The sequence below is a fragment of the Mesorhizobium sp. USDA 4132 genome (genome assembly GCF_056279545.1).
In genome coordinates this window covers 1544478-1565949 of record NZ_JBWCCP010000001.1, presented here as the reverse complement: position 1 = coordinate 1565949, position 21472 = coordinate 1544478, and the positions used below count along the sequence as shown (strand labels likewise).

Annotated in this window: 26 protein-coding genes; 16 read left to right on the top strand and 10 right to left on the bottom strand. The window is 61.1% G+C overall.

Annotated features, from left to right (window positions below):
- Positions 1-132: 132 nt before the first annotated feature.
- Positions 133-765 carry an ATP-dependent Clp endopeptidase proteolytic subunit ClpP gene (clpP, locus tag ACZ9IU_RS08225; RefSeq protein WP_007753416.1) on the bottom strand — a complete coding sequence of 211 codons (633 nt, stop codon included), beginning with the start codon at positions 763-765 and terminating at the stop codon, positions 133-135.
- A 374-nt stretch (positions 766-1139) separates the two neighbouring features.
- Here clpP and ACZ9IU_RS08220 point away from each other — a divergent pair, with 374 nt between their 5' ends.
- Both ACZ9IU_RS08220 and ggt read left to right on the top strand, forming a co-directional pair.
- Positions 1140-2390 (top strand): GGDEF domain-containing protein, encoded by a 1251-nt coding sequence (locus tag ACZ9IU_RS08220; protein ID WP_157885101.1) that lies wholly within the window; start codon positions 1140-1142, stop codon positions 2388-2390.
- Between the two features lie 68 nt (positions 2391-2458).
- Positions 2459-4246: a gamma-glutamyltransferase gene (gene ggt, locus ACZ9IU_RS08215; protein ID WP_038541935.1), complete on the top strand. Its 1788-nt coding sequence runs from the start codon at positions 2459-2461 to the stop codon at positions 4244-4246.
- Here the strand turns inward: ggt and ACZ9IU_RS08210 are convergent, their stop codons facing one another.
- Positions 4247-5074 (bottom strand): hypothetical protein, encoded by an 828-nt coding sequence (locus ACZ9IU_RS08210; RefSeq protein ID WP_162182331.1) that lies wholly within the window; start codon positions 5072-5074, stop codon positions 4247-4249.
- A gap of 112 nt (positions 5075-5186) precedes the next feature.
- Between ACZ9IU_RS08210 and ACZ9IU_RS08205 the strand changes: the two genes are divergently transcribed.
- The 3 genes from ACZ9IU_RS08205 to ACZ9IU_RS08195 all read left to right on the top strand — a co-directional run bounded on the left by ACZ9IU_RS08205 (position 5187) and on the right by ACZ9IU_RS08195 (position 7165).
- The gene (locus ACZ9IU_RS08205; RefSeq protein ID WP_038541931.1) at positions 5187-6434 is read left to right on the top strand and encodes a cytochrome P450; all 1248 of its coding nucleotides are present in this window, start codon (positions 5187-5189) and stop codon (positions 6432-6434) included.
- Positions 6435-6503: 69 nt separating this feature from the next.
- Entirely contained in the window at positions 6504-6782 is a 279-nt protein-coding gene (locus ACZ9IU_RS08200; protein ID WP_038541929.1) for a hypothetical protein, read from the top strand.
- Complete coding sequence (locus ACZ9IU_RS08195) at positions 6779-7165, top strand: type II toxin-antitoxin system VapC family toxin (protein WP_038541926.1); 387 nt, start codon at positions 6779-6781, stop codon at positions 7163-7165. The genes ACZ9IU_RS08200 and ACZ9IU_RS08195 overlap by 4 nt, the downstream gene beginning before the upstream one ends.
- A gap of 160 nt (positions 7166-7325) precedes the next feature.
- Here the strand turns inward: ACZ9IU_RS08195 and ACZ9IU_RS08190 are convergent, their stop codons facing one another.
- Positions 7326-8135, bottom strand: a complete 810-nt coding sequence (locus ACZ9IU_RS08190) for an SDR family NAD(P)-dependent oxidoreductase (protein WP_038541924.1) — start codon at positions 8133-8135, stop codon at positions 7326-7328.
- A 204-nt stretch (positions 8136-8339) separates the two neighbouring features.
- Between ACZ9IU_RS08190 and ACZ9IU_RS08185 the strand changes: the two genes are divergently transcribed.
- A complete protein-coding gene (locus ACZ9IU_RS08185) occupies positions 8340-8834 on the top strand; it encodes a MarR family winged helix-turn-helix transcriptional regulator (protein WP_051899683.1) in 495 nt (164 codons plus the stop codon).
- Here ACZ9IU_RS08185 and ACZ9IU_RS08180 read toward each other — a convergent pair whose 3' ends face one another.
- Both ACZ9IU_RS08180 and ACZ9IU_RS08175 read right to left on the bottom strand, forming a co-directional pair.
- Positions 8835-9179 carry a cupin domain-containing protein gene (locus tag ACZ9IU_RS08180; protein ID WP_038541922.1) on the bottom strand — a complete coding sequence of 115 codons (345 nt, stop codon included), beginning with the start codon at positions 9177-9179 and terminating at the stop codon, positions 8835-8837.
- Positions 9176-9778 carry a TetR/AcrR family transcriptional regulator gene (locus tag ACZ9IU_RS08175; protein ID WP_038541921.1) on the bottom strand — a complete coding sequence of 201 codons (603 nt, stop codon included), beginning with the start codon at positions 9776-9778 and terminating at the stop codon, positions 9176-9178. The genes ACZ9IU_RS08180 and ACZ9IU_RS08175 overlap by 4 nt, the downstream gene beginning before the upstream one ends.
- A gap of 85 nt (positions 9779-9863) precedes the next feature.
- On the opposite strand from ACZ9IU_RS08175, the gene bdcA reads away from it, so the two are divergent.
- Positions 9864-10577: an SDR family oxidoreductase gene (gene bdcA / locus ACZ9IU_RS08170; protein ID WP_038541919.1), complete on the top strand. Its 714-nt coding sequence runs from the start codon at positions 9864-9866 to the stop codon at positions 10575-10577.
- Between the two features lie 15 nt (positions 10578-10592).
- On the opposite strand, the gene ACZ9IU_RS08165 is transcribed toward bdcA, so the two are convergent.
- Positions 10593-11876, bottom strand: a complete 1284-nt coding sequence (locus ACZ9IU_RS08165; RefSeq protein WP_038541917.1) for an O-acetylhomoserine aminocarboxypropyltransferase — start codon at positions 11874-11876, stop codon at positions 10593-10595.
- Positions 11877-12000: 124 nt separating this feature from the next.
- Here ACZ9IU_RS08165 and ACZ9IU_RS08160 point away from each other — a divergent pair, with 124 nt between their 5' ends.
- Positions 12001-12438: a DUF6455 family protein gene (locus ACZ9IU_RS08160; RefSeq protein WP_038541915.1), complete on the top strand. Its 438-nt coding sequence runs from the start codon at positions 12001-12003 to the stop codon at positions 12436-12438.
- A gap of 33 nt (positions 12439-12471) precedes the next feature.
- On the opposite strand, the gene ACZ9IU_RS08155 is transcribed toward ACZ9IU_RS08160, so the two are convergent.
- The gene (locus ACZ9IU_RS08155) at positions 12472-12900 is read right to left on the bottom strand and encodes a CoA-binding protein (protein ID WP_038541913.1); all 429 of its coding nucleotides are present in this window, start codon (positions 12898-12900) and stop codon (positions 12472-12474) included.
- 87 nt (positions 12901-12987) lie between these two features.
- Here ACZ9IU_RS08155 and ACZ9IU_RS08150 point away from each other — a divergent pair, with 87 nt between their 5' ends.
- The 3 genes from ACZ9IU_RS08150 (at position 12988) to rpsI (ending at position 15062) form a co-directional block, all read left to right on the top strand.
- Positions 12988-13338 (top strand): hypothetical protein, encoded by a 351-nt coding sequence (locus ACZ9IU_RS08150; protein ID WP_038541911.1) that lies wholly within the window; start codon positions 12988-12990, stop codon positions 13336-13338.
- A gap of 789 nt (positions 13339-14127) precedes the next feature.
- Positions 14128-14592 (top strand): 50S ribosomal protein L13, encoded by a 465-nt coding sequence (rplM, locus tag ACZ9IU_RS08145; protein ID WP_037080613.1) that lies wholly within the window; start codon positions 14128-14130, stop codon positions 14590-14592.
- Positions 14593-14594: 2 nt separating this feature from the next.
- On the top strand, positions 14595-15062 hold the full coding sequence (gene rpsI, locus ACZ9IU_RS08140) for a 30S ribosomal protein S9 (RefSeq protein ID WP_037080614.1): 468 nt from the start codon (positions 14595-14597) through the stop codon (positions 15060-15062).
- A 66-nt stretch (positions 15063-15128) separates the two neighbouring features.
- On the opposite strand, the gene ACZ9IU_RS08135 is transcribed toward rpsI, so the two are convergent.
- Positions 15129-15590, bottom strand: coding sequence for an Lrp/AsnC family transcriptional regulator (locus ACZ9IU_RS08135; protein ID WP_038541909.1), 462 nt, complete (start codon positions 15588-15590; stop codon positions 15129-15131).
- Positions 15591-15739: 149 nt separating this feature from the next.
- Here ACZ9IU_RS08135 and ACZ9IU_RS08130 point away from each other — a divergent pair, with 149 nt between their 5' ends.
- The 4 genes from ACZ9IU_RS08130 to ACZ9IU_RS08115 all read left to right on the top strand — a co-directional run bounded on the left by ACZ9IU_RS08130 (position 15740) and on the right by ACZ9IU_RS08115 (position 19422).
- A complete protein-coding gene (locus ACZ9IU_RS08130) occupies positions 15740-16531 on the top strand; it encodes a phenylalanine 4-monooxygenase (RefSeq protein ID WP_038541907.1) in 792 nt (263 codons plus the stop codon).
- A gap of 83 nt (positions 16532-16614) precedes the next feature.
- The gene (gene speB / locus ACZ9IU_RS08125) at positions 16615-17574 is read left to right on the top strand and encodes an agmatinase (protein WP_038541904.1); all 960 of its coding nucleotides are present in this window, start codon (positions 16615-16617) and stop codon (positions 17572-17574) included.
- Between the two features lie 64 nt (positions 17575-17638).
- Positions 17639-18571 carry an N-acetyl-gamma-glutamyl-phosphate reductase gene (gene argC / locus ACZ9IU_RS08120; protein WP_038541902.1) on the top strand — a complete coding sequence of 311 codons (933 nt, stop codon included), beginning with the start codon at positions 17639-17641 and terminating at the stop codon, positions 18569-18571.
- The gene (locus ACZ9IU_RS08115; protein ID WP_038541900.1) at positions 18571-19422 is read left to right on the top strand and encodes an aminoglycoside phosphotransferase family protein; all 852 of its coding nucleotides are present in this window, start codon (positions 18571-18573) and stop codon (positions 19420-19422) included. Before argC ends, ACZ9IU_RS08115 begins: the two co-directional genes overlap by 1 nt.
- On the opposite strand, the gene ACZ9IU_RS08110 is transcribed toward ACZ9IU_RS08115, so the two are convergent.
- Both ACZ9IU_RS08110 and ACZ9IU_RS08105 read right to left on the bottom strand, forming a co-directional pair.
- Positions 19419-19826 carry a DoxX family protein gene (locus ACZ9IU_RS08110; RefSeq protein WP_038541898.1) on the bottom strand — a complete coding sequence of 136 codons (408 nt, stop codon included), beginning with the start codon at positions 19824-19826 and terminating at the stop codon, positions 19419-19421. The two genes, ACZ9IU_RS08115 and ACZ9IU_RS08110, sit on opposite strands and share 4 nt — an antisense overlap.
- Positions 19827-19984: 158 nt before the next feature.
- On the bottom strand, positions 19985-21085 hold the full coding sequence (locus tag ACZ9IU_RS08105; RefSeq protein WP_038541896.1) for a COX15/CtaA family protein: 1101 nt from the start codon (positions 21083-21085) through the stop codon (positions 19985-19987).
- Between the two features lie 144 nt (positions 21086-21229).
- On the opposite strand from ACZ9IU_RS08105, the gene ACZ9IU_RS08100 reads away from it, so the two are divergent.
- Complete coding sequence (locus ACZ9IU_RS08100; RefSeq protein WP_038541894.1) at positions 21230-21442, top strand: DUF2842 domain-containing protein; 213 nt, start codon at positions 21230-21232, stop codon at positions 21440-21442.
- The last annotated feature ends 30 nt before the right edge of the window (positions 21443-21472 follow it).

Sequence of the window (21472 nt, the reverse complement as noted above, 5' to 3'; positions counted from 1 at the left end):
AACCCCTAAGAAACGAATGCTATGTCATAAAAGTTCAACACAGCATTAATAAGTACTAATAGCGCTTTCCGTGCGACTTGAAACCCCTTTTTGCTCACATCGGGGTGAGGTGCACGGGTCGCGCCATCAGACTCAGTCTCCGGAGCCACCTTCCATTTCCTGACGCGATGTCAGGATCTTGTCGATGACGCCCCAATCCTGGGCTTCGTCGGCCGTCATGAAATGGTCGCGGTCGAGGGTCTTTTCGACTTCCTCCAACGTGCGGCCCGTATGCTTCACGTAGACCTCGTTAAGACGTCTTTTCATCTTCAATATGTCACGGGCATGGCGCTCGATATCGGACGCCTGGCCCTGGAAGCCGCCGGAGGGCTGGTGCACCATGATGCGCGAGTTCGGAGTTGCAAAGCGCATCCCCTTCTCGCCGGCGCACAGGAGCAACGAGCCCATGGAGGCGGCCTGGCCGATGCAGAGCGTCGAAACCGCCGGCTTGATGAACTGCATCGTGTCGTAGATCGCCATGCCGGCGGTCACGACGCCGCCGGGCGAATTGATGTAGAGGGCGATTTCCTTCTTCGGGTTTTCCGCTTCGAGGAAGAGAAGCTGGGCGCAGATCAGCGACGCCATATAGTCTTCGACGGGACCCGTCAGGAAGATGATGCGCTCTTTCAGAAGACGCGAATAGATGTCGTAAGAGCGCTCACCGCGATTGGTCTGTTCGACGACCATCGGCACCAAGGCCATTGCGGTATCAACTGGATTTCTCATGTCCGTCCTTTGTCAAGCTTCTCTTGATCCCTGGCCGAAGGCAAAAAGGCGCTCCGGAATCAAATGGAATGGGTCATCCCTACATAGAGTGTCAACGCCCGGTACTTCAAGACGGAGCATCCGATATCCTTAACTGCCCGGGGATGCGCGAGGCTGACCGCTATTACGATTCCTGCCGGGCGACAGCCTGCGGACGCCCCATTTCGCCCGATGGCACAGGTTTTTGCGCGATCAGGGTAAAGCGGGCGTGAATTTCGTCTCGAAATCTCGCCGCAACCGGGTTTGAGCCCAGGGTTTTCCAGAATCCGTGCAACTTCGTCTTAAAGACTGCGTGTCATGTTGGGCGCGCTCGACATCGAGCATTGGAGTTTGGGGTGGACATTTTAACGGGCCTGATGATCTGGGCGGCGGAGGCGCTGACGCTTGCAGCCCTCCTGTGCTCACGCTGGTACTACGAGCGGGACCGCTTCTACCTGAGTTGGGGCGGCGGGTTTGCGCTGCACGGGATCGGCGTCATCCTGGTGGCATTGCGCGGCGACATCCCCGATTTCATCTCCATCCAGATCGCCAATACGCTGGTGCTCTCCGGCGTCGGCCTGTGGATTGCCGGTTTCCTGCAGTTCGACCGAAAGCCCGTGGGAGCCTATATCGCCATCCCGGCGCTTCTGTGGGTGGCTGGAATGTTCCTCTATCCGGTGCGCGAGAACTTCGCTAACCGGGTGGCTCTCCACAACGTCGCGACCATGGTCGGTCATGCGATCATGATCTATATCCTGCTCAGGAACAACGGCGCGTCGAAGATGACGCGGCGGGTGCTTGCGGCCTTCCTTGCCGTACAACTTTGCGCGAACGGCGTGGTAGCGGTTCTGGTGATCGCCGGTGAGGCGAAATCCATTGGCATGTCGCCGCACTCCGCCTGGCTGCTCTTCCCGGCGGCAGTCTGTTTAATTGCCATCATCATGACCGGCACGAAACTGCTGACCGAGCGCTCGGAAGAGAAACTCAAGACACTTGCCGTCACCGACCCCTTGACCGGGGTTCTCAACCGGCGCGGCCTGATCGACCAGTTCCATGCCCTGAGAAAACTCGAGGACGATGAGAAACCGCTGATCGCGCTCCTGCATTTCGACCTCGACAACTTCAAGCAGATCAACGACCGTTGCGGCCATCAGGCGGGCGATTCGGTGCTGGTCGCCTTTTCACAAGTCGGCCAGACGTCGATGCGCGGCCGCGGTTTTTTCGGCCGCATGGGCGGCGAGGAATTCGCCTCCATCCTGCGCGTCGGCGACATGATCGAGGCCGCCAGCATCGCCGAGGCGATCCGCCTGACGCTCAAACGCCAGACCATCGTCGCCGGCGAGCACAATATCACCGTCACCGTCAGCGCCGGCATCGCGCTTGCGGGCGCCGGAACCGCCGACCTCGATCTTCTGCTCAGCGCCGCGGACCGGGCACTTTACACAGCCAAGGACAGCGGCCGCGACCGCACCGCGATCGATACCGGCACCGACGCCTCGATCGTTCCGGCCGTCGACCGGCAGGGTGAGGACGAGGCCCCGACGGATGTGCGCGCGAGCCGGCAAGTCGCAGCTCTGAAACGCCTCGCTTCGCTCGGCAAGCGCTGACATCCTCTTGTTCTCGTCATCCTGAAACCCACATTCCTCCGCAGGGATTCAAACGCGGAGGGCGCGCCATGCGGGCGAGATTTTTCGGGACAAGTTTCTTCACCGGCATCCTTCTTTCCTCGGCGCTTTCCGCCTTGATGCTTTCGGCCGGAACAACGCTGGCGCAGCAGGCGTCCGATACGGTTGCGCCGGAGCGGGCGACCGGGTTCACCTCGGCCAAGCGTGTCGAGACCAAGAACTTCATGGTCGCCGCCGCCAATCCGCTGGCAGCGGAGGCTGGGCGCGACGTAATTGCCAAGGGTGGCAATGCGATCGACGCTCTGGTCGCGGTCCAAACCGTGCTCGGCCTTGTCGAGCCGCAGAGTTCCGGCCTCGGCGGCGGCTCGTTCCTCGTCTATTACGATGCGGCCGCCAACAGGCTCACCACGTTCGACGGCCGCGAGACGGCACCGATGGAGGCTACGCCGAAACTCTTCCTCGATGCCCAGGGCCAGCCGTTGAAATTCATGGACGCGGTGGTTGGCGGCCGATCGGTCGGCACGCCCGGCACGGTGCGCCTGCTTTCCGAAGTCCATAAGCGCTACGGCAAGGCCGACTGGGCGAGCCTGTTCGAACGGGCGGAGAAGCTCGCCGCAAGCGGTTTCCAGGTCTCGCCCCGCATGGCTTCGCTGATCGCCGCCGAAGGCGACCGGCTGAAGAAATACGACGGTCCCCGCGGCTACTTCTACGACGCTTCAGGCGCGCCACTGAAGGCCGGCACGGTGCTCAAGAACCCAGCCTATGCCGAGACGCTGAAGGCGATCGCGGCCGGCGGCGCGGATGCCTTCTACGAAGGGCCGATCGCCGAGGCGATCGTCAAGACGGTACGCGAAGCACCGGGCAATCCCGGCGTCCTGTCGCTCGCCGATCTCGCCAATTACCGTGTCAAGGAACGCGAGCCGGTCTGCGCCACCTACCGGGCGCTCGACATCTGCGGCATGGGCCCCCCCTCCTCCGGTGCGGTCGCCATCGGTCAGATGCTCGGGCTGATCGAAAATTTCGACATCAAGGCACTCGGGGCCCAGAATGCCGAAAGCTGGCGGATCATCGGCGATGCGCAGCGCCTCGCCTTTGCCGACCGCGAACGGTATCTGGCCGATCCGGATTTCCAGCCCTTGCCGATCAAGGGCCTGCTGAAGAAGGACTATCTCGGCAAGCGCGCCTCGCTGCTTGACGGCACCAAGGCTCTTAGCGCCGACCAGGTGAAGGCCGGCGAGCCGGAATGGGACCATGCGCTGCTGTTCGGCCGCGATGCCGCGATCGAGCTGCCCTCCACCAGCCATCTCGTCATCGTCGACAGAGAGGGTAACGTCGTGTCGATGACCACGACGATCGAAAGCGGGTTCGGCTCGCGGCTGATGACGAACGGCTTCCTGCTCAACAACGAGCTCACCGATTTCTCCTTCAAGACCCATGACGGCAGTCTGCCCGTCGCCAACCGTGTCGAGCCGGGCAAGCGGCCGCGTTCCTCCATGGCGCCGACGATCGTGATGAAGGACGGCAAACCGCTGCTGGCGGTCGGTTCGCCGGGCGGCAGCCAGATCATCGGTTACGTCGCCCAGGCGCTGATCGCCTATATCGACTGGGGCATGCCGGTGGAGCAGATCGTCGCCCAGCCGCATTTCATCAATCGTTTCGGGCCTTACGAGATCGAGGCAGGCACCGGGGCCGAAAAGTTCGCCGAACCGTTGAAGGCGCTCGGTTACGAGGTAAAACCGGGCGAGATGAATTCCGGACTGCACGCGATCGAGATCACCGAGAGCGGTCTCGTGGGCAGCGCCGACCCGCGCCGCGAGGGCGTAGCGGTCGGGGAATGATCAATCGGCGTCGCCATAGGCCAGAGCCGTCTTGGTCGGCCCCTTCGGATCGACCAGCGGCGACTTGAGAAGCGTCTTCATCACCGTCCAGGCCTTGCGCACGACCTTGATATCCGCCTGGCCTTCTTGGAGAGGAAAGCGGAAGCTGAACTCGGCGGCGATCGGCGTCCGAAGCTTTTCCTCCTCCCGCCAGAGGATCAGGGCGCATTCCGCGTCGATCTCATTCGAAAGCCTGATCCACCCTTCCTCGTAGACATGTTCGACGACATGCAAGTCGGCGACGGTCTGAACCGGTGTGTCGAGCGCCGGCAGCGGGGCTTTGCGAATATCCGTGTAAGGCCCAAGGCACTCGCCGACGGTTACGGGCATGTGCTTCGGATTGAATTCCGCTTCCACCGAACGGCTGAACAGCGCCCAGAAACGGGGCGTGTCGGCAGGCGGCATCGCCTTCACGTCCTCCTCGAACTTGGGCTCTTCGTCGCTCTTCTTCCGCAGTTCAAAATCCTGCGCTTCGGCAAGCAGGCGGTCGCCGTGGCGGAACTTCAGCGTCGCCTTCCAGTCCTTGCTGGAATCGAGCTTGCGACGCATGCGGAAAACGAGGTCGGAACGGTGGTAGAGATCCCGTTTCTCGGTATCCAGAAAGAAGACGTCACGTTGCTTGCTGTCCTTCTGGACATCAAGCCTGTCCTGCGTATCGATGTCGGCGCCTTGCAGTTCCGCGCGCAGACGCTCCCAGAAGAGCGCCACCGCTCTATCGCGGGCAGCTTCATCGCCGGCAAACTCCTTCGCATGCAGCATGACCTTATATTCGCGCGATGACAGGCACACAGACTTCCCTCCCCGCTCGACAGCCGCCCTTGCATCCAAACATGATCGCAATCCTGAATTGCGTCAATCACTCAACCTTTCCCGCGCCTGGGAAATCCGCTAGGTCTTTCGGATGACCGCCCTGCCCGATTTCCTGCGCATCGATCCCGACACCCGCCGCGTCTCGCTCGACGGCCGCAACCCGGCTTTCTATAGCGACCCGAACCGCGTCTACGCCCTCCTCCACGAACATTGTCCGACCTTTTACTGGGAAGAACAGCGGCAATGGTTCTTCACTGGCTACGACCACGTGAACGGGCTGTTGCGCGACCGGCGGTTCGGGCGGCAGATTCTGCATATCGCCAATCGCGAAGAACTCGGCCTGCCCGAACCCTTGCCGCATCTCGAAAACTTCGATCTCGCCGAGCGGTATTCGCTGCTGGAGCTCGAGCCGCCCGAGCACACCCGGCTTCGCGCGCTCGTCAACCGCGCCTTCGTGTCGCGGCATATCGAAAGGCTTCGGCCGGAGATCGCGGAACTGGCCGAAGGGCTGATCGACGGGTTCGAAGGCCAAGGGGAGACGGAGCTGCTCTCCGCCTTCGCCGACATCATTCCGGTCACGATGATCGCAAGGATGATCGGCATCCCGGACGCGATGGGACCACAGCTTCTCAAATGGTCACACGCCTATGTCGGCATGTACATGTTCAAGCGGAGCGCGGACGACGAACATGCTGCCGACCGCGCGGCCGAGGAATTTTCCGACTATGTCAAAGGCCTGATCTCTGAGCGCCGCCGGGAGCCGCGCGAAGATCTCCTCACCCACATGATCCACACGGAGCACAAGGGCCAGTATCTCACCGACGACGAACTTGTCTCGACCACCATCGTGCTGCTCAATGCCGGCCACGAGGCGACGGTGCACCAGATCGGCAATTCGGTGCGGGTGATCCTGGAGAGCGGCCTGTCGCCGGCAGACCTTTTCCGCGACGAGGCGGCAACCGAGCGAACGGTCGAGGAAACGCTGCGCATTTGCGCACCCGTGCACATCTTCCAGCGCTGGGCGCTCGAGGATGTCGAAATCGACGGACTATCCTTCAAGCGCGGCGACAAGGTGAGCCTCATCCTCGCCGCCGCCAATCTCGATCCGAAGAAGTTCTCCGATCCGCTGGTTTTCAAGTCCGACCGGCAGGAAGCCGCAAACCTCTCCTTCGGAGCCGGCATCCATTTCTGCATCGGCGCGCCGCTTGCAAGGCTGGAACTCAATACCGTGCTGCCGATCCTGTTTCGGCGACTGCCCGGCATGCGGATCACGAGGACGCCGGTGGTCAAGGACGTCTATCATTTCCACGGGCTTGAGCGGCTGGACCTGGCCTGGTGAGTGGGAGTTTTCGACGTCGCAAATAACGCGTATATTGGCTGCTCAAAATTGACTCTGAGGACCCCGGTTTTGGACAATGAATCTAAGGAAAATCACCCCGGTACGTTGTCGCTCTTCGAGCTTTCCAATTTTCCTAGCAAGGAACAAATGGAAAAACTGGTAAGCGCTCTTGAAGCTGGGGACGTAGACGCGGCTCTCACAACATTGTTTGAAACGCGAGAAAAAACGTCTCACAGATCCGTATCGGCTAAAAGAAAGCCAGGGCGCTTGAAAGGCAAGCTCGTGGTAGGCCCCGAGTTCTTTGAACCTTTGAGCGAGGCTGAAATCAGAGAACTGACCGGCGAATGAGATATCTGCTCGACACGCATGCGCTCCTTTGGTGGCTCAACGATCATCCTGATCTTTCATCCGCAGCCCGCGAACTGATCATAGATGAAAAGAACGATATCTATGTTAGCGCAGCGTCCGCCTGGGAAATCGCCACAAAACATAAGAAGGGCAAACTGCCTACGGCAATCAGCGTCTTGCCCAACTTCTCCGAAGTTGTTCAGGAGAACGGCTTTGCCGACCTTCCCATTACAAGCGCTCATATGGTGAGGAGCGTTCTGCTACCAGGGATACATCAGGATCCGTTTGATCGGATTCTTGCGGCCCAAGCCATCATTGAAGACATGGCCTTGATCTCAATTGATGAAAAGATGGCACCACTCGGTGTGATAACCCGCTGGTGAAACGCCAAAAAATGGACCGCGGGAGGCGTTTCTGCCCCCGGCGGTGGCGATAGAGTTGCTGGCTCCGTGAGCGAGATGGTGACGTGGTGTAGCCAAGCGCGAAGGTGCCTTCGATGAGCAACTGCAGACACCTGCTGCGGCTGCCCGTCGATTGTTCTGATCAAGCCTGGGCGGCAACCCCATACCGGGTTGCCGGCTTGTTGAGCGACAGATAGGGGCGCAGCCCGCCGCGGGCGGTCGTGTAGGTCTCATAAAGCTGGGTATCGGCAAGCGACGGCATGGTGACGAGTTCTCCGCGGTCGAGACCTACAAGCGCCGCATCGACAAGGTCGCCGACTTCCATAACCGAGTTCGGGTCGAGACTATCCATCGAGCCGCCGACGCGATCGAAGATTTCGGTGCGGGTATAACCGGGCAGAACGGCCTGGATCCTGACGCCGGTGTCCTTCAATTCGGCAGCGAGGGCTTCCGTCAGGGCCAGAACAAAGGCCTTGCTGGCGGCATAAGTGCCGCTGAAGAACTCCGCGGCGAGCGCCACGGCGGAGGCGATATTGACGATGGCGCCCTCACCCCGGGCAACGAAAGCCTGCGCGGCTGCGATTGCGAGGCGATTGGCGGCGGTGACGTTGAGGTCGACCATCTGGTCAAGGTATTCCGGATCGGCCTTCAGCAGCGGCCCCTTCGGGCCGATGCCGGCATTGTTGACGAAGAGCGTGATCGAGCCGTCCTCGCGCAGGCGCTTGTCGACGGCGAGCACATCGGTACGTTGGCTGAGGTCGGCCCGCAGCACGTCCGCCTTGATGCCATGTTCGCTCGTCAAACGGCCGGCAAGCGTCTTCAGGCGATCCGCGTCGCGGGCGACGAGAACGAGATCATAGCCGCGCTGGGCGAGCTTTTCCGCATAGGTCGCGCCGATGCCCGATGATGCGCCGGTCACGAGTGCGGTTCCGAGTTTTGAGGTGTTGGTCATGGTCCATCTCCTTCAGAGGTTTTTTTGGGCAGAGGTTTTTCAGGTGGTGTCGCGGCCGGTGTTTCGGCATCTGGAATTTACTGGTATATGCCACCATATATGAAAAGGAAGATTGGAGCCCGCAAGGGGCGACCATAAATTTTTATCGGAGTGGAAGGGCCAGCCAAAAGCGGGCATTGTCCCGCGACAAGATCGGAACGAGGCATGACAGACAAAAACAAACACGACAGCCAAGCGCAGAACGAAGACGGCGTCTGGCTTCATTGCAGCAATACCGCAGTGCGCCGCGCCTCACGGCATCTTGGCCAGCTCTATGAGGATGCGATGGGCGATACAGGCCTCAAGGGAACGCAGTTCTCCCTGATATCCCAGATCGCCGGATCCAACCAGCCGACCTTGAAAAATCTCGCGGATGCGATGGTCATGGACCTCTCGGCGCTCGGCCACACGTTGAAGCCGCTGATCCGCGATGGCCTAGTGGAACTGGTGCCTGATCCCCAAGACCGCCGCGCCAAACGTGTCCGCCTGACGGAGACAGGCGCAGCCACACAGCGCGACCTCACCGCCCGCTGGCAGATTGCCCAGGACCGTTTCGACAAGGCATTCGGCAAGGAAAAGTCGGGGGAATTGCGGCGGGCGCTGGCGTTCATTTCGTCGGGCGAATTCGCGAAGGCCTTCAAGCGGGGTGAAGAAGCCTGATCAAACCCTGATCACGTAATCCTTGCGAGTCGTTTCAACGACTTCCCAGGTTCCCCTGAACCCGGGTCTGAGGATCATGCTGTCGCCCGGCTTCAATTGGACCGCCGCGCCGCCCTCCTCGGTGACGATCGAGTGGCCGGAGAGGATGTGGAAATATTCCCACTCCTCATAAACGATCCGCCATTTGCCGGGAGTCGCCTCCCAGACGCCGGCATAAAGCCCGCCCTCCGCTTCCTCGAAATTCCAGGTCCGGAATGTCGGGGTGCCGCAGATCAGCCGGTCCGGTGCCGGGGCGCCCTCTTCCGGCGCGATGGAGGAAAGGTCGAATTTGATCCAGGCGCTCATTGTCCGATTTCCTTCAGATGATGGGAAAGCTGGTTGGAGGCGATTGCGGCCACTGCGCGCAGGCGGTCCGTGGCCATGCCGTTGCGGGCACTCGCCGAGAGGCCGGACATCGCCATCATGATGTAATCGGTGATGAGTTCGGCACGCTGCGGTTCACGGCCTGCGATTGCGGCGTGGATGACCTTGCGGCTCATGTCCAGCATGCGCCGGGCCTCGTCGGAGGCCTGCGGGTCAACCGTGCCTCTTGCTCCCTCGATCACCATGCAGCCGGGTGCGTCTCCGCTGCCGTAGTTGTCGGCAGCCTGCCTCAGCAGTCCGGCCACGCCTTCGTCGAGCGGTCTGTCCGCTGCCAGGGCGCCTGGAACATCCAGACCTTCCCTCTCTTCGTAACGCTTCAAGGCGGCTGAGTAGAGCTCCGCCTTGCTGCCGAAAGCGGCATAAAAGCTCGGCGGATTGATGCCGATCGCCTCGGTGAGATCGGCGACGCTCAAGGCATCGTATCCCTTCGCATGGAAAAGCGCCTGGGCCTTTGCCAGTGCCTCCTCCTTGTCGAAAGCGCGCGGCCGACCGCGTGATAAAACCTTTTTTGTAGTATTCATTACAAAATCCTTGACTGCGCTGACCACTCGATTTATGTAGCGTTCATTACATTAAACCTCAAGCCTCTTTGAAGGAGACACGACAATGACTGACTTCCATGGAAAGAAAGCGCTGGTTCTGGGCGGCAGCCGCGGCATAGGGGCAGCAATCGTCCGCCGCTTTGCCGGTGACGGCGCCGACGTGACATTCACCTATGCCGGTTCGAAGGATGCCGCCGAAGCTCTTGCCGTCGAGACCGGCGCCAAGGCTGTCCGGTCGGATGCGGCAGACCGCGCGGCCGTGATCAGCACGGTGCGCGAGGCCGGCCCGCTGGACATTCTGGTCATCAGCGCCGGCACGCTGGCGCTCGGCAATCCGCTGGAGATAGACGCCGACGCGGTCGACCGGATGATCGACGTCAATGTCCGCGCCCCCTACCATGCGGCCGTGGAAGCCGCCCGCAGCATGCCGGACGGCAGCCGAATCATCGTCATCGGTTCGGTCAATGGCGACCGCATGCCGTTTGCCGGCGGAGCCGCTTATGCGCTCACCAAGTCGGCAATGCAGGGCATGGCGCGCGGTCTCGCCCGCGATTTCGGCGACCGCAACATCACCGTCAACGTCATCCAGCCCGGCCCGACCTCCACCGACATGAACCCGGAAGACGGCCCGATGAGTGACTTCATGCACGGTTTCATGGCCATCAAGCGCCACGGCCGTGCGGAAGAGATCGCCGGTCTTGCCGCCTATCTCGCCGGTCCGGAAGCCGGCTTCATCACCGGCTCCCTGCAGACGATCGACGGCGGTTTCGGCGCCTGACGCCAAGACCTTCCCTCAGATCTTCGACAAGGCCTGGTCGAGGTCCGCGATGATGTCGGCGGCATCCTCGATGCCGATCGACAGGCGCACCACGTCCGGCCCGGCGCCGGCGGCGATCAGCTGTTCTTCGCTCAGTTGCCGGTGCGTCGTCGAGGCCGGGTGAATGACCAGCGAACGGGTGTCGCCGATATTGGCGAGGTGGGAGAACAGCTGCAGGCCTTCGACCAGCGTCTTGCCCGCCTCGTAGCCGCCGGTGACGCCGAAGGTGAACACCGAGCCGGCGCCCTTCGGCGAATACCGCCTCTGCAGGGCGTGGTTCGGATCTTCCTCGAGGCCGGAATAACTGACCCAGGCGACCTTCGGATGCGCCTTCAGCCATTTGGCGACGGCAACGGCATTGTCGCAGTGTTTCTGCATCCTGAGCGGCAGCGTTTCGATGCCGGTCAGGATCATGAATGCGTTAAAGGGCGAAATCGCCGGTCCCATATCGCGCAGGCCCAGCACGCGGCAGGCGATGGCAAAGCCGATATTGCCGAAAGCCTGGTACAGGACGATGCCGCCATATTCGGCACGGGGCTCCGAGAGCATCGGATAATTGCCCGATTTCGACCAGTTGAAGGTGCCTCCGTCAACGATGACGCCGCCCATGGAATTGCCATGGCCGCCCATGAACTTGGTCAGCGAGTGGATGACGATATCGGCGCCGTGCTCGAGCGGCCGGACGAGGTAGGGGGTTGCCATGGTGTTGTCGACGATCAGCGGGATGCCCCGCCGATGCGCCACCTCGGCGATCGCCGCGATATCCACGAACGTGCCGGCGGGATTGGCCAGGCTCTCGATAAAGATCGCGCGAGTGCGCTCGTCGATGCCGGCCTCGAAGCTTGCCGGATCGTCGGTATCGGCCCAGCGCACCTGCCAGTCGAAATTCCTGAACGCATTGCCGAACTGGTTGATCGAGCCGCCATAGAGTTTTCGCGCTGCGATGAAATTGTCGCCCGGCTGCATGATCGTGTGGAAGGTCAGCATCTGCGCCGCATGGCCGGAGGCGACGGCGAGCGCCGCGGTGCCGCCCTCGAGTGCCGCCACCCGCTCCTCCAGCACCGCCTGGGTCGGGTTCATGATGCGGGTGTAGATATTGCCGAACTGCTGCAGGCCGAACAGGGCGGCGGCGTGGTCCGCGTCGTTGAAGACGAAAGCGGTCGTCTGGTAGATCGGCGTCACCCGCGCCCCAGTCGTCGGGTCGGGTTGCGCGCCCGCATGCACGGCCAGCGTCGAAAACCCCGGATTGAGTGTCGGCATGTTAGTCCCTCCCCTTGAAATGGCGCCTGATCGTTAGCGCTCCAACAGACCCCGGCGGTTGATCACGATCAAGGTATATCGTTCTCCGGAACCTATCCTCCGGGGAAATAGAGAGGAGTTTGCAATGGACAACACAATTCCCACCCTTGACCCCGCCCCGGAAAATCTCACCGACAGGCTGAAGCGCTGGTGTTCCGCCACGTGGGCTGCGATCAACGAAGCCAAGCTTCTCGCCAGCCTCGACGACGAAACCGTCAAGCTGCTGGCGCAGGACAACGCCTTGTCGGAACAGGAACTGCGCGAACTGATCGCCAAAGGCCCGCATGCCGCCGACGAAATGCTGGCGCTGATGAAGCTGCTCAACATTGATCCGGAAGAAGCCAGGCTGGAGGAGCCGGTGGAATTCCGCGAAATGCACGTGACCTGTGTCCACTGCGGCGAGAAGACCCGCTGCCGGCGCGAACTGGCCGACGGCAGCGCCGCCGCCGACTTCGCAAGCTATTGCGGCAACGCCGACCTGCTCGACGACATGCGAAGCCGACCGGAACTGCTCGCCAAATAGCCGGACGCCCGGCGGCGAACCCAAGCGGTCGCCTCAGGCAACCAGGCGGGGATACTCGATCGCCGGGCAACGATCCATGACAACCTTGATGCCGGCGGCTTCCGCCTTTTCGGCGGCCTTATCGTCGCGCACGCTGAGTTGGCCCCAGATCACCTTCGGCCTGGTTTCAAGCCCGATCGCCTCGTTGATCACGCCGTCCAGATACTCGGCGGCCCGAAAGACATCGACCATATCGACCGGCTGCGGCACGTCCGCCAGCGTCCTGTAGACTGTCTGGCCGAGGATCTGCTTGCCTGCCTGGCCGGGATTGACCGGAAACACCGTATAGCCCTTGGAAAGCAAGAACCCCATGACCCGGTTGCTCGGCCTGTCGGGATTTGGAGATGCGCCGAGCAGCGCAATGGTCCTTGTGCTCTTCAGGATATCGGCGATATAGGCATTGTCGTAATGGTCATGGTTCATGACGGCGGCTCCCGCAATAGTGCGCCTCTGGCGGCGCGGTGCTTCTGCGCTATGTAAGTCCGCGTCTCGTCAAAAGGGATGAGGATCATGAAAAAATTTCTCGGCTGTCTTGCGGTTATTGCCTGCGGCACCCTCCTCTCAGGCGAGCCAGCCGCCGCGATCTCGCGCTACAATTCCACCGGCATGTCCTGCGCCGCCGTGCAGCGGGCGATCGGCCGGGAGGGCGCGGTGATCCTGCGTTACCCGTCCCGCAACAAGGCGCGGATGACACTCTATGACCGCTATGTCATCGACAGCGGCTACTGCGACGGCCATGAATTCGCCGACCGGGCGACGGTGCCGACGGCCGACACACCGAGCTGTCCCGTTCGTGCCTGCAAAAGAAGACCCGATCCAGAAGATTGTTTTCCTCTACAGGCAGGTTGCCTGAGATTTTAGTCGGCTTCCTGACTCAAAAAATCGAGAATGCTCAGCACGCGATGTTCTGCACAGGTTCGTGGAATACCCCTCTTTTGTACTTGTACATATTAGCACCATCTTATGGTTGAATTAGGAAGTGCTACTAGATTTTGCTAGGCAAATTTATTTTTCTGAACATTTGTCAGTTTTCTTCTTCCGCGGCGGATCCTCTTAAAACGTGAGTGATTGACAGCTATTCATGTGTGAAATCCGTCGTAAAACCTTCAAGAAAGCGTCTATTCTGCCATTTGTGCCCGCCCGCCATCTTTCGTTAAACACAATTCCAGGGTGTAGACCGGACAAGCGATACGCGGGAAAAATGGCGCAGATCGCTTTCATGTCAGCGGGTCTTTGCGAGCTTCCGACAGGGCGGCTCCTGGATGGAACTCCCGGTATGAGGATGGGTTTTCTTTCCCATCGGCACATAAGACCAGCAGCCCATTCCGGACAGCAATCGAGCCCCGCTCAACGGTTACGATGAGCAGAACCAGCATTCCGGCGTCAACGGCGTGCGAATTTCACCCAGAAAACTGTGGTATCATACAACCACATCGATAAGTCATTGATTTTGCTTATTCTATTTTTCGGCAGCGCAAAACCATCACCTTGACGCTTTCGGCCTCCCTCGGTATAAGCCGCCCCAGATCGCGGACCGTTTCGGCTCGCTTTCTTTTTTGCCGGCGTCAGCCATGGCAATCCAAGCAACAAGAAACGCCCTGCATTCGAAGGTTTCGGATGTCATGGGTCCTAGAAGAAAGAGTTAAAAACATGTCAACCTTCGTTCAGAAGCCTGCAGAGGTGGTGAAGAAGTGGGTGATCATCGATGCCGAAGGCCTCGTTGTCGGTCGCCTCGCCACCATCGTCGCCAACCGGCTCCGCGGCAAGCACAAGGCCACCTTCACTCCGCACGTCGATGATGGCGACAACGTCATCATCATCAATGCGGAAAAGTGCGTCCTCACCGGCAAGAAATATTCCGACAAGACCTACTACTGGCACACCGGTTACCCGGGTGGCATCAAGGAGCGCACCGCGCGCCAGATCATCGAAGGCCGCTTTCCGGAGCGCGTTATCGAGAAGGCTGTTGAGCGCATGGTTCCCCGTGGTCCGCTCGGCCGTCGCCAGATGAAGAACCTGCGCGTCTACGCCGGTTCCAACCATCCCCATGAAGCACAGCAGCCGGTCGCCCTCGACGTGGCATCGCTGAACAGCAAGAACGTAAGGAGCGCCTGATAATGGCCGATCTTTCCTCCCTGAAGGACCTCGCGCCGGCTTCCGAAGCTGCCGCTCCGGTCTATGTCCGCAAAGTCGACAGCCTCGGCCGCTCCTATGCGACCGGCAAGCGCAAGAACGCCGTCGCCCGCGTCTGGGTCAAGGCCGGCACCGGCAAGATCACGGTCAACGGCCGCGACTTCTCGACCTATTTCGCCCGTCCCGTCCTGCAGATGATCCTGCAGCAGCCGGTTATCGCCGCTGCCCGCACCGGCCAGTTCGACATCGTCGCGACGGTTACCGGTGGCGGTCTCTCCGGCCAGGCCGGCGCTGTTCGTCACGGCGTCTCCAAGGCACTCACCTACTTCGAGCCGGGCCTTCGCGGCGTGCTCAAGAAGGGTGGCTTCCTGACCCGCGACAGCCGCGTGGTCGAGCGCAAGAAGTACGGTAAGGCAAAGGCCCGCCGCTCCTTCCAGTTCTCCAAGCGTTAATCGCTTCTGGTTTCAGACTTGCAAAAGGCGGGGCTTCGGCTCCGCCTTTTCGTTTTATGGGCTTTCTCATATCGGCAGCTCGGTGGTCGATTTCAGTTCGCGCAGGACAAAGCTGGAGACCACGTTGCGCACATGCGGATTGCGCATCAGGTGGCGGGTCATGAAGGCCTCATAGGCTTCGACGTCGCGCGCACGGATCTTCAGCATGTAGTCGAAGGTTCCAGACAGCGCATAACACTCCATGATCTCCGGCCGGTCGCGCACGACCGTGGCAAAGGCTTCGATTGCCTCCTCGTGATGGTCCTCCAGCGTCACATGGGCGACGATGCAGAGCTTGAGGTCGAGCTTTGCCGGATCGAGAAGCGCCACCCGCTTTCGAATGACGCCCTCGGCCTCCAGTTCCTGGATCTTGCGCCATGCGGTGCTTTGCGACATGCCGGCCTTCTCCGCCAGTTCGGCAAGCGACGAACCATCGCCCGTCTGCACGAGTTGCAGAAGCTTGCGGGCCGCCTGCAGGTTTTCTTTCATGATGTCCTCTCCTCCCGAAATATCCTCCCATTATTTACGCTCAATTCGGCAAAGCTGAAATGATTACCCGCGCTTTCGGAGATATAATGGTGATCTGACGGCCGGCGGCTGGAGCACCTGGCCATTCCATCACGCAACGGGAGGCGCTGATGACCAAGCAAAGCACCTACACGGCAAACCTGCCGGATGCAGACGGCATCTACCACTACACACACGAAGAAGACCGGATCTGGAGCGAACTGTACGAACGCCAGATGAGGCTGTTGGCCGACAAGGCCTGCCGGGAATATCTGGACGGCGTTCAGGCACTCGGGTTGAAGGCGGACAAGGTTCCCCAGCTTCGCGATGTCGACCGGCGCCTCAACGAGACCACCGGATTCGGCGTCGAGGGCGTACCCGCCCTTATTCCGCCATCGCGTTTCTACGAATTGCTGTCGCAGGGCAAGTTTCCGCTGGCAACGTTCATCCGCCGCCGCGAGCACATCGATTATATCGAGGAACCGGATATCTTCCACGAAGTCTTCGGCCACTGCCCGCTCCTCACCAACCGGAGTTATGCCAATTTCGTTCGCCGCTTCGGCGAAAAAGCCGTCGGACTTGGCAAGGAATATTCCTGGCACCTGTTCCGGATCTTCTGGTTCACCGTCGAGTTCGGCCTGATCGACACGCCGCAGGGACGCCGCTGCTTCGGCGCCGGCATCGTCTCCTCCCCCAACGAGACGCGGGCGGCGATGGAAGGCAGGGAAGCCGAATTCCGGCCCTTCGATCTGATGACGGTGCTGAGGACCCCTTACCGCATCGATATCGTCCAGCCGATCTACTATGTCATCGACAGCTTTGCGCAGCTGGAATCGATCATCGAGGAGGATATCGGAGCGCGTATCAGCGAGGCCAAGGCGCTGGGGGATTTTCCGCCGGTTTTCGAAGCCAAGGCTTCCTGAACGGCGGAAAATCTGTTGCGTCCAGGCTTGCCTTGGCTGGCCTTATTGTCCAACGTCCCGCCACCCAAAGATGGAGGGACACCATGGCCAACAAGTCGATCGACCATGCCTTCACGGCAAAGAACCTGACTTCGGCCGCATCCGACCCGACCTTTGCCGGCGCGCTGTCGTTCATGCGCCGCCGCTTCAGCAAGGATCTGGCGGGTGCCGATACCGTCGTCTGGGGCATTCCCTTCGATGCCGCGACCTCCAATCGGCCGGGCGCGCGGTTCGGGCCGCAGGCGATCCGGCGGGCGTCGGCGATCTTCGACAACGATCCGCAATATCCGTTCCAGCGCGACCTTTTCGCCGAGATGGCCGTCGTCGATTACGGCGACTGCCTGCTCGACTACGGCAACCATCAGAAGACCCCGGCTGCGATCGAGGCCCAGGCGAATGTCATCCTCGACAGCGGTGCCTTCCTGCTGACGCTCGGCGGCGACCATTATGTCACCTGGCCGCTGCTCAAGGCGCATGCCGCCAAACACGGACCGATGGCGCTGGTGCAGTTCGACGCGCACCAGGATACATGGCTCGACGACGAAGGTCGTATCGATCACGGCTCCTTCGTGGCGCGGGCGGTGCGGGCCGGCATCATAGACCCTGCCCGATCGATCCAGGTAGGCATCCGCACCCACGCGCCGGAAGATTTCGGGATCCGCCTCGTCTACGGCCATGAGGTCGAGGAGATGATGGCAGCCGAGATCGCCGGGATGATCCTCGATCACGTCGGCGAAACGCCGACCTACCTCACTTTCGACATCGACTGCCTCGATCCGGCTTTTGCGCCGGGCACGGGCACGCCGGTCGCCGGTGGGCCTTCCAGCGCCAAAATCCTCTCGGTCCTGCGCCAGCTTGGAGGCCTCGATATCCGCGGCGCCGATGTCGTCGAGGTGGCACCGGCCTACGACCATGCGGACATCACCGCCATTGCGGGGGCGACGGTTGCGATGTATATGCTCGGGCTTCGTGCGGAACGCCGCGCGAGCGCGTTAAATTTCTGAATCAACTTGCTGGTAAACTGAATCCGGCATCCAATCCAAGGCACTGATCTAACAGGATAAGACCATGACAGCGAAAATCTTCATCGATGGCGAACACGGCACCACGGGACTGCAGATCCGCACCCGCATGGCCGGCCGCCGCGACGTCGAACTGCTGTCGATCCCGGAAGCGGAACGGCGCAACGCCGCCATGCGCGAGAATCTCCTGAACAGCGCCGACGTCGCCATCCTCTGCCTGCCGGACGATGCCTCGCGGGAAGCCGTGACCATGCTTGCCGGCAACAACAAGGTGCGGGTGATCGACACCTCGACCGCCTTCCGCGTCGATCCCTCCTGGGCCTATGGCTTTGCGGAAATGGACAAGGCGCAGGCGGACAAGATCAAGGCCTCCCGGCATGTGGCCAATCCGGGCTGCTATCCCACCGGGGCGATCGGCCTGATCCGGCCGCTGCGCGCCGCCGGCATCCTGCCCGATGCTTATCCGGTCACGGTCAACGCGGTCTCCGGTTATACCGGCGGCGGTAAGCAGATGATCGCGCAGATGGAAGACCCGTCGCGCGAAGATGCGATCTCGGCCAACAATTTTCTTTATGGCCTGCCACTCAAGCACAAGCACGTGCCGGAGATGAAGATCCACGGCCAGCTCGACCGTGCGCCGATCTTCTCGCCGTCGGTCGGCCGCTTCCCGCAGGGCATGATCGTGCAGGTGCCGCTCTTCCTCGAAGACCTCAACGACGGCGCGACGATGGAGAGCATCCACAAGGTGCTGGTCGAGCATTATGTCGGCCAGGACATCGTCACCGTCGTGCCGCTCGAAGAGAGCAAGGCGCTTGCCCGCGTCGACGCGGAAGAGCTGGTCGACACCGACACGATGAAGCTTTTCGTGTTCGGCACGCCGGGCGGTGCGCATGTCAATCTCGTGGCCTTGCTCGACAATCTCGGCAAGGGTGCCTCGGGTGCCGCCGTCCAGAACATGGACCTGATGCTTTCGGCCTGATGACCGAAGGCATTCCCTTCCCTTTTTCCTTTCCTGTCGAATGGCGGATCGAAACCGCCAGACAGATAGCCGATACCGTCGTCGGCACCGTCCTTGAAGTGACGCGCGCCGGCGGCGAAATCGATATCGTCAAGATCCTGAAACCCGGGGCGCTGGAAGACAGTCTTCGCGGTGCCGATTTCATGGCCTGGCGGGATGGCGTCGGCTGTATTCGGCTGATCGCGCGTTCGGACGATCTCCTGCTGATGGAGCATGCGGGCAAGGTGACGCTGCGCGACCATCTGGAAGCCCATGGCGACGCGGAAGCCACCCGCATCGCGGCCGAAGTCCTCATGGAGTATCACCGGCCGTCCGACATCGCTCCGCCCCCAACCCTGATGCCGCTTTCCCGCTATTTCAAAAGCCTGTTCGAGAAGGCCGAAACGGACCGGCGTGACGGCATTGCCGGCCCCTTTATCGAGGCGGCGGAAATGGCGGAGACGCTGATCGCCGATCAGCGGGACATCAAGCCGCTGCATGGCGACCTGCATCACGAAAACATCATGCTTGGCCCGCGCGGTTGGTTGATCATCGATCCGGCCGGATTGATTGGTGATGCCGCGATGGACGTCGCCAACATGTTTTCCAATCCGCTCGACCGCTTCGACCTCACCCGCAGCGAAGAACGCATTGCCTCCATGGCTGCCGTCTTCGCTGAGACGCTCAGCCGCGATGTTCGCACTATTCTGCGTTATGCCTTCGCCTATGGCTATCTCTCGGCCGCATGGCATGAAGAAGACGGCAATGCGAAAGACCGCGACGCCGAGCTTGCCGTCGCCGCCGCGGTCCACAGTGTGCTGCAACAGGCTTAAGCGAGCGTCCGCTTCAAACCCAGATGGACGGCGAGCTTCTCGCCGGGGCCATGCACGGCTGCGAAGAGCAGGCCGGCCAGGAAGGTGAAGTGGTCGACGAAGAAGCCGAACTCCGCCTGGTTGGCTTGCCAATGGCTCGGGCCATGGAAAGCGAAGGCCAGGAAGATGACGTAGGCGCCGGCAAGCAGCGCCGCTTCGGAGAAAAAGGCGCCGGTCAGGAATGCGAGAGCCAGCCCCACCTCGAAGATCGCCGCGATCCAGGCGAGGAACAGCGGGAACGGAAACCCGGCGCCCGAAATGAACCCGGCGGTCGCCTGCATATCGAGAAACTTGAACGTCGTCGCCATGACGAACACGCTGCCGAAGATCAGCCTTGCGACGAGAATTGCGATTGTCTTTGCCATAACCCTACCCTCTCCTTGGCCGAAGCCGATTGAACTATGCTCCAAGGACGGGCGACGGTCACCGCTTCCGACACGAGGCCGAAAATTTTTCTCTGAGAAACGACAGGCGGAAGTCGATCCACCTGCCTAGGCAAGGTTTCCATTCGATAGATCGCAGATCAGGTCCGCGTAACGATCGCGGTCTCCGGGGGATATTCGCCGGCGAAACCGCGCCAATGGGCGACAGCAAAGCCGAGTACGATCAGGGCGACGGCCTGGTGCGTCAGCGCCAGATCGAGCGGCACCTGCATGACGAGCGTCGAAATGCCGATGACGGCTTGTAGCGTCACCAGCCCGAACAGCAGAACGGAACGACGGGCATGGGTCGAGCCGGGAGCCAGGCGAAGCGAGATGATCATGTGCACGAGGGTGGCAGCCCACAAAAGGTAGGCGCCGCAGCGGTGCGCGAACTGTACCGTCTTCGGGTTCTCGAACAGATTGATCCACCAGGGCTGTTGGACAAAGAGATCGCTCGGGATCAGCGCATCATCCATTAGCGGCCAGGTATTGTAAGAAAGGCCAGCATCGAGCCCCGCCACCAGCGCGCCAAGATAGATCTGGAAGAGGACCAGGAAGGCGATGCCGCCGGCTGCCCATTTGGACCTTGCCGTCGGCGGAAGATCACGGCTATGCGGCGAAAGCCCACGCATGATCCAGATACAGGCGGCGAAGATCAGACAGGCGATGACGAGGTGCGTCGCGAGCCGGTATTGCGAAACGCTGACCAGCTTGGTGAGGCCGGAAGACACCATCCACCAGCCTACGAACCCCTGGAAACCGCCAAGCGCCAGAAGGCCGACCAACGGACCGCGCAAGCGCTTTTCGATACGGCCGGTGAGCCAGAAGAAGATCAACGGCAGGGCGAAGACCATGCCGATCGAGCGGGCCAGGAACCGGTGCGCCCACTCCCACCAGAAGATCGACTTGAACTCGTCGACCGTCATGTCCCGGTTGATCTCCTGATATTGCGGAATGCGCTGGTAAAGGCGGAATTCCTCGTCCCATTCCGCAGCCGACAGCGGCGGGATGACGCCGTGGATCGGCTTCCATTCAGTAATCGACAATCCGGAATCGGTGAGCCGTGTCGCGCCGCCCACCAGAACCAGACAGAACAGCGTGAAGACGACGACGCCAAGCCATATGCGCACGGCCTTGCGGTCACGCTCGCGGCGCTTGGTGTGGTTCAGGACATCGATGATCACAGCATCGGTTGCCGACATGGGTGTGCTCCTGTCGCTCAAGCCAAAAGGACGCGGGTGCGGGCCAAGCATCCATCAAGCATTTCGCGTTGCTTTGCCCCATCAACCCATGCAAAACAAGCCCCGGCGCTTTGCGGCATGCGGTCGCGGATAGGAGAAGACGTCTTGGTCCCGCGTTTGAGAAGTTTCATCGGTACGATCCTGATCATCATCCTGGTGATCGTTTATGCGCTTGCCGCCACGACTTTCGCCATGCTGCTGCTCGCCACTTCACCCTGGTGGGTGCATTTCCTCTACTTCCTGATCAGCGGCCTCCTTTGGATCCTGCCGGCCATGCTGATCATCAAATGGATGGCCGGGCCGAAGCCCAAGGAATAGGCGGCTTTACCCCCGGTTAACCAGCGGCAG

Coding starts and splice junctions, on each gene's coding strand:
- ACZ9IU_RS08175 (WP_038541921.1), bottom strand. CDS start 9,778: ATGAATACTACAAAAAAGGTTTTATCACGCGGTCGGCCGCGCGCTTTC.
- ACZ9IU_RS08190 (WP_038541924.1), bottom strand. CDS start 8,135: ATGACCAACACCTCAAAACTCGGAACCGCACTCGTGACCGGCGCATCA.
- rplM (WP_037080613.1), top strand. CDS start 14,128: ATGTCAACCTTCGTTCAGAAGCCTGCAGAGGTGGTGAAGAAGTGGGTG.
- rpsI (WP_037080614.1), top strand. CDS start 14,595: ATGGCCGATCTTTCCTCCCTGAAGGACCTCGCGCCGGCTTCCGAAGCT.
- ACZ9IU_RS08155 (WP_038541913.1), bottom strand. CDS start 12,900: ATGAACCATGACCATTACGACAATGCCTATATCGCCGATATCCTGAAG.
- ACZ9IU_RS08180 (WP_038541922.1), bottom strand. CDS start 9,179: ATGAGCGCCTGGATCAAATTCGACCTTTCCTCCATCGCGCCGGAAGAG.
- ggt (WP_038541935.1), top strand. CDS start 2,459: ATGCGGGCGAGATTTTTCGGGACAAGTTTCTTCACCGGCATCCTTCTT.
- ACZ9IU_RS08185 (WP_051899683.1), top strand. CDS start 8,340: ATGACAGACAAAAACAAACACGACAGCCAAGCGCAGAACGAAGACGGC.
- ACZ9IU_RS08105 (WP_038541896.1), bottom strand. CDS start 21,085: ATGTCGGCAACCGATGCTGTGATCATCGATGTCCTGAACCACACCAAG.
- ACZ9IU_RS08165 (WP_038541917.1), bottom strand. CDS start 11,876: ATGCCGACACTCAATCCGGGGTTTTCGACGCTGGCCGTGCATGCGGGC.
- ACZ9IU_RS08115 (WP_038541900.1), top strand. CDS start 18,571: ATGACCGAAGGCATTCCCTTCCCTTTTTCCTTTCCTGTCGAATGGCGG.
- speB (WP_038541904.1), top strand. CDS start 16,615: ATGGCCAACAAGTCGATCGACCATGCCTTCACGGCAAAGAACCTGACT.
- ACZ9IU_RS08160 (WP_038541915.1), top strand. CDS start 12,001: ATGGACAACACAATTCCCACCCTTGACCCCGCCCCGGAAAATCTCACC.
- ACZ9IU_RS08135 (WP_038541909.1), bottom strand. CDS start 15,590: ATGAAAGAAAACCTGCAGGCGGCCCGCAAGCTTCTGCAACTCGTGCAG.
- bdcA (WP_038541919.1), top strand. CDS start 9,864: ATGACTGACTTCCATGGAAAGAAAGCGCTGGTTCTGGGCGGCAGCCGC.
- clpP (WP_007753416.1), bottom strand. CDS start 765: ATGAGAAATCCAGTTGATACCGCAATGGCCTTGGTGCCGATGGTCGTC.
- ACZ9IU_RS08195 (WP_038541926.1), top strand. CDS start 6,779: ATGAGATATCTGCTCGACACGCATGCGCTCCTTTGGTGGCTCAACGAT.
- ACZ9IU_RS08130 (WP_038541907.1), top strand. CDS start 15,740: ATGACCAAGCAAAGCACCTACACGGCAAACCTGCCGGATGCAGACGGC.
- ACZ9IU_RS08110 (WP_038541898.1), bottom strand. CDS start 19,826: ATGGCAAAGACAATCGCAATTCTCGTCGCAAGGCTGATCTTCGGCAGC.
- ACZ9IU_RS08150 (WP_038541911.1), top strand. CDS start 12,988: ATGAAAAAATTTCTCGGCTGTCTTGCGGTTATTGCCTGCGGCACCCTC.
- argC (WP_038541902.1), top strand. CDS start 17,639: ATGACAGCGAAAATCTTCATCGATGGCGAACACGGCACCACGGGACTG.
- ACZ9IU_RS08205 (WP_038541931.1), top strand. CDS start 5,187: ATGACCGCCCTGCCCGATTTCCTGCGCATCGATCCCGACACCCGCCGC.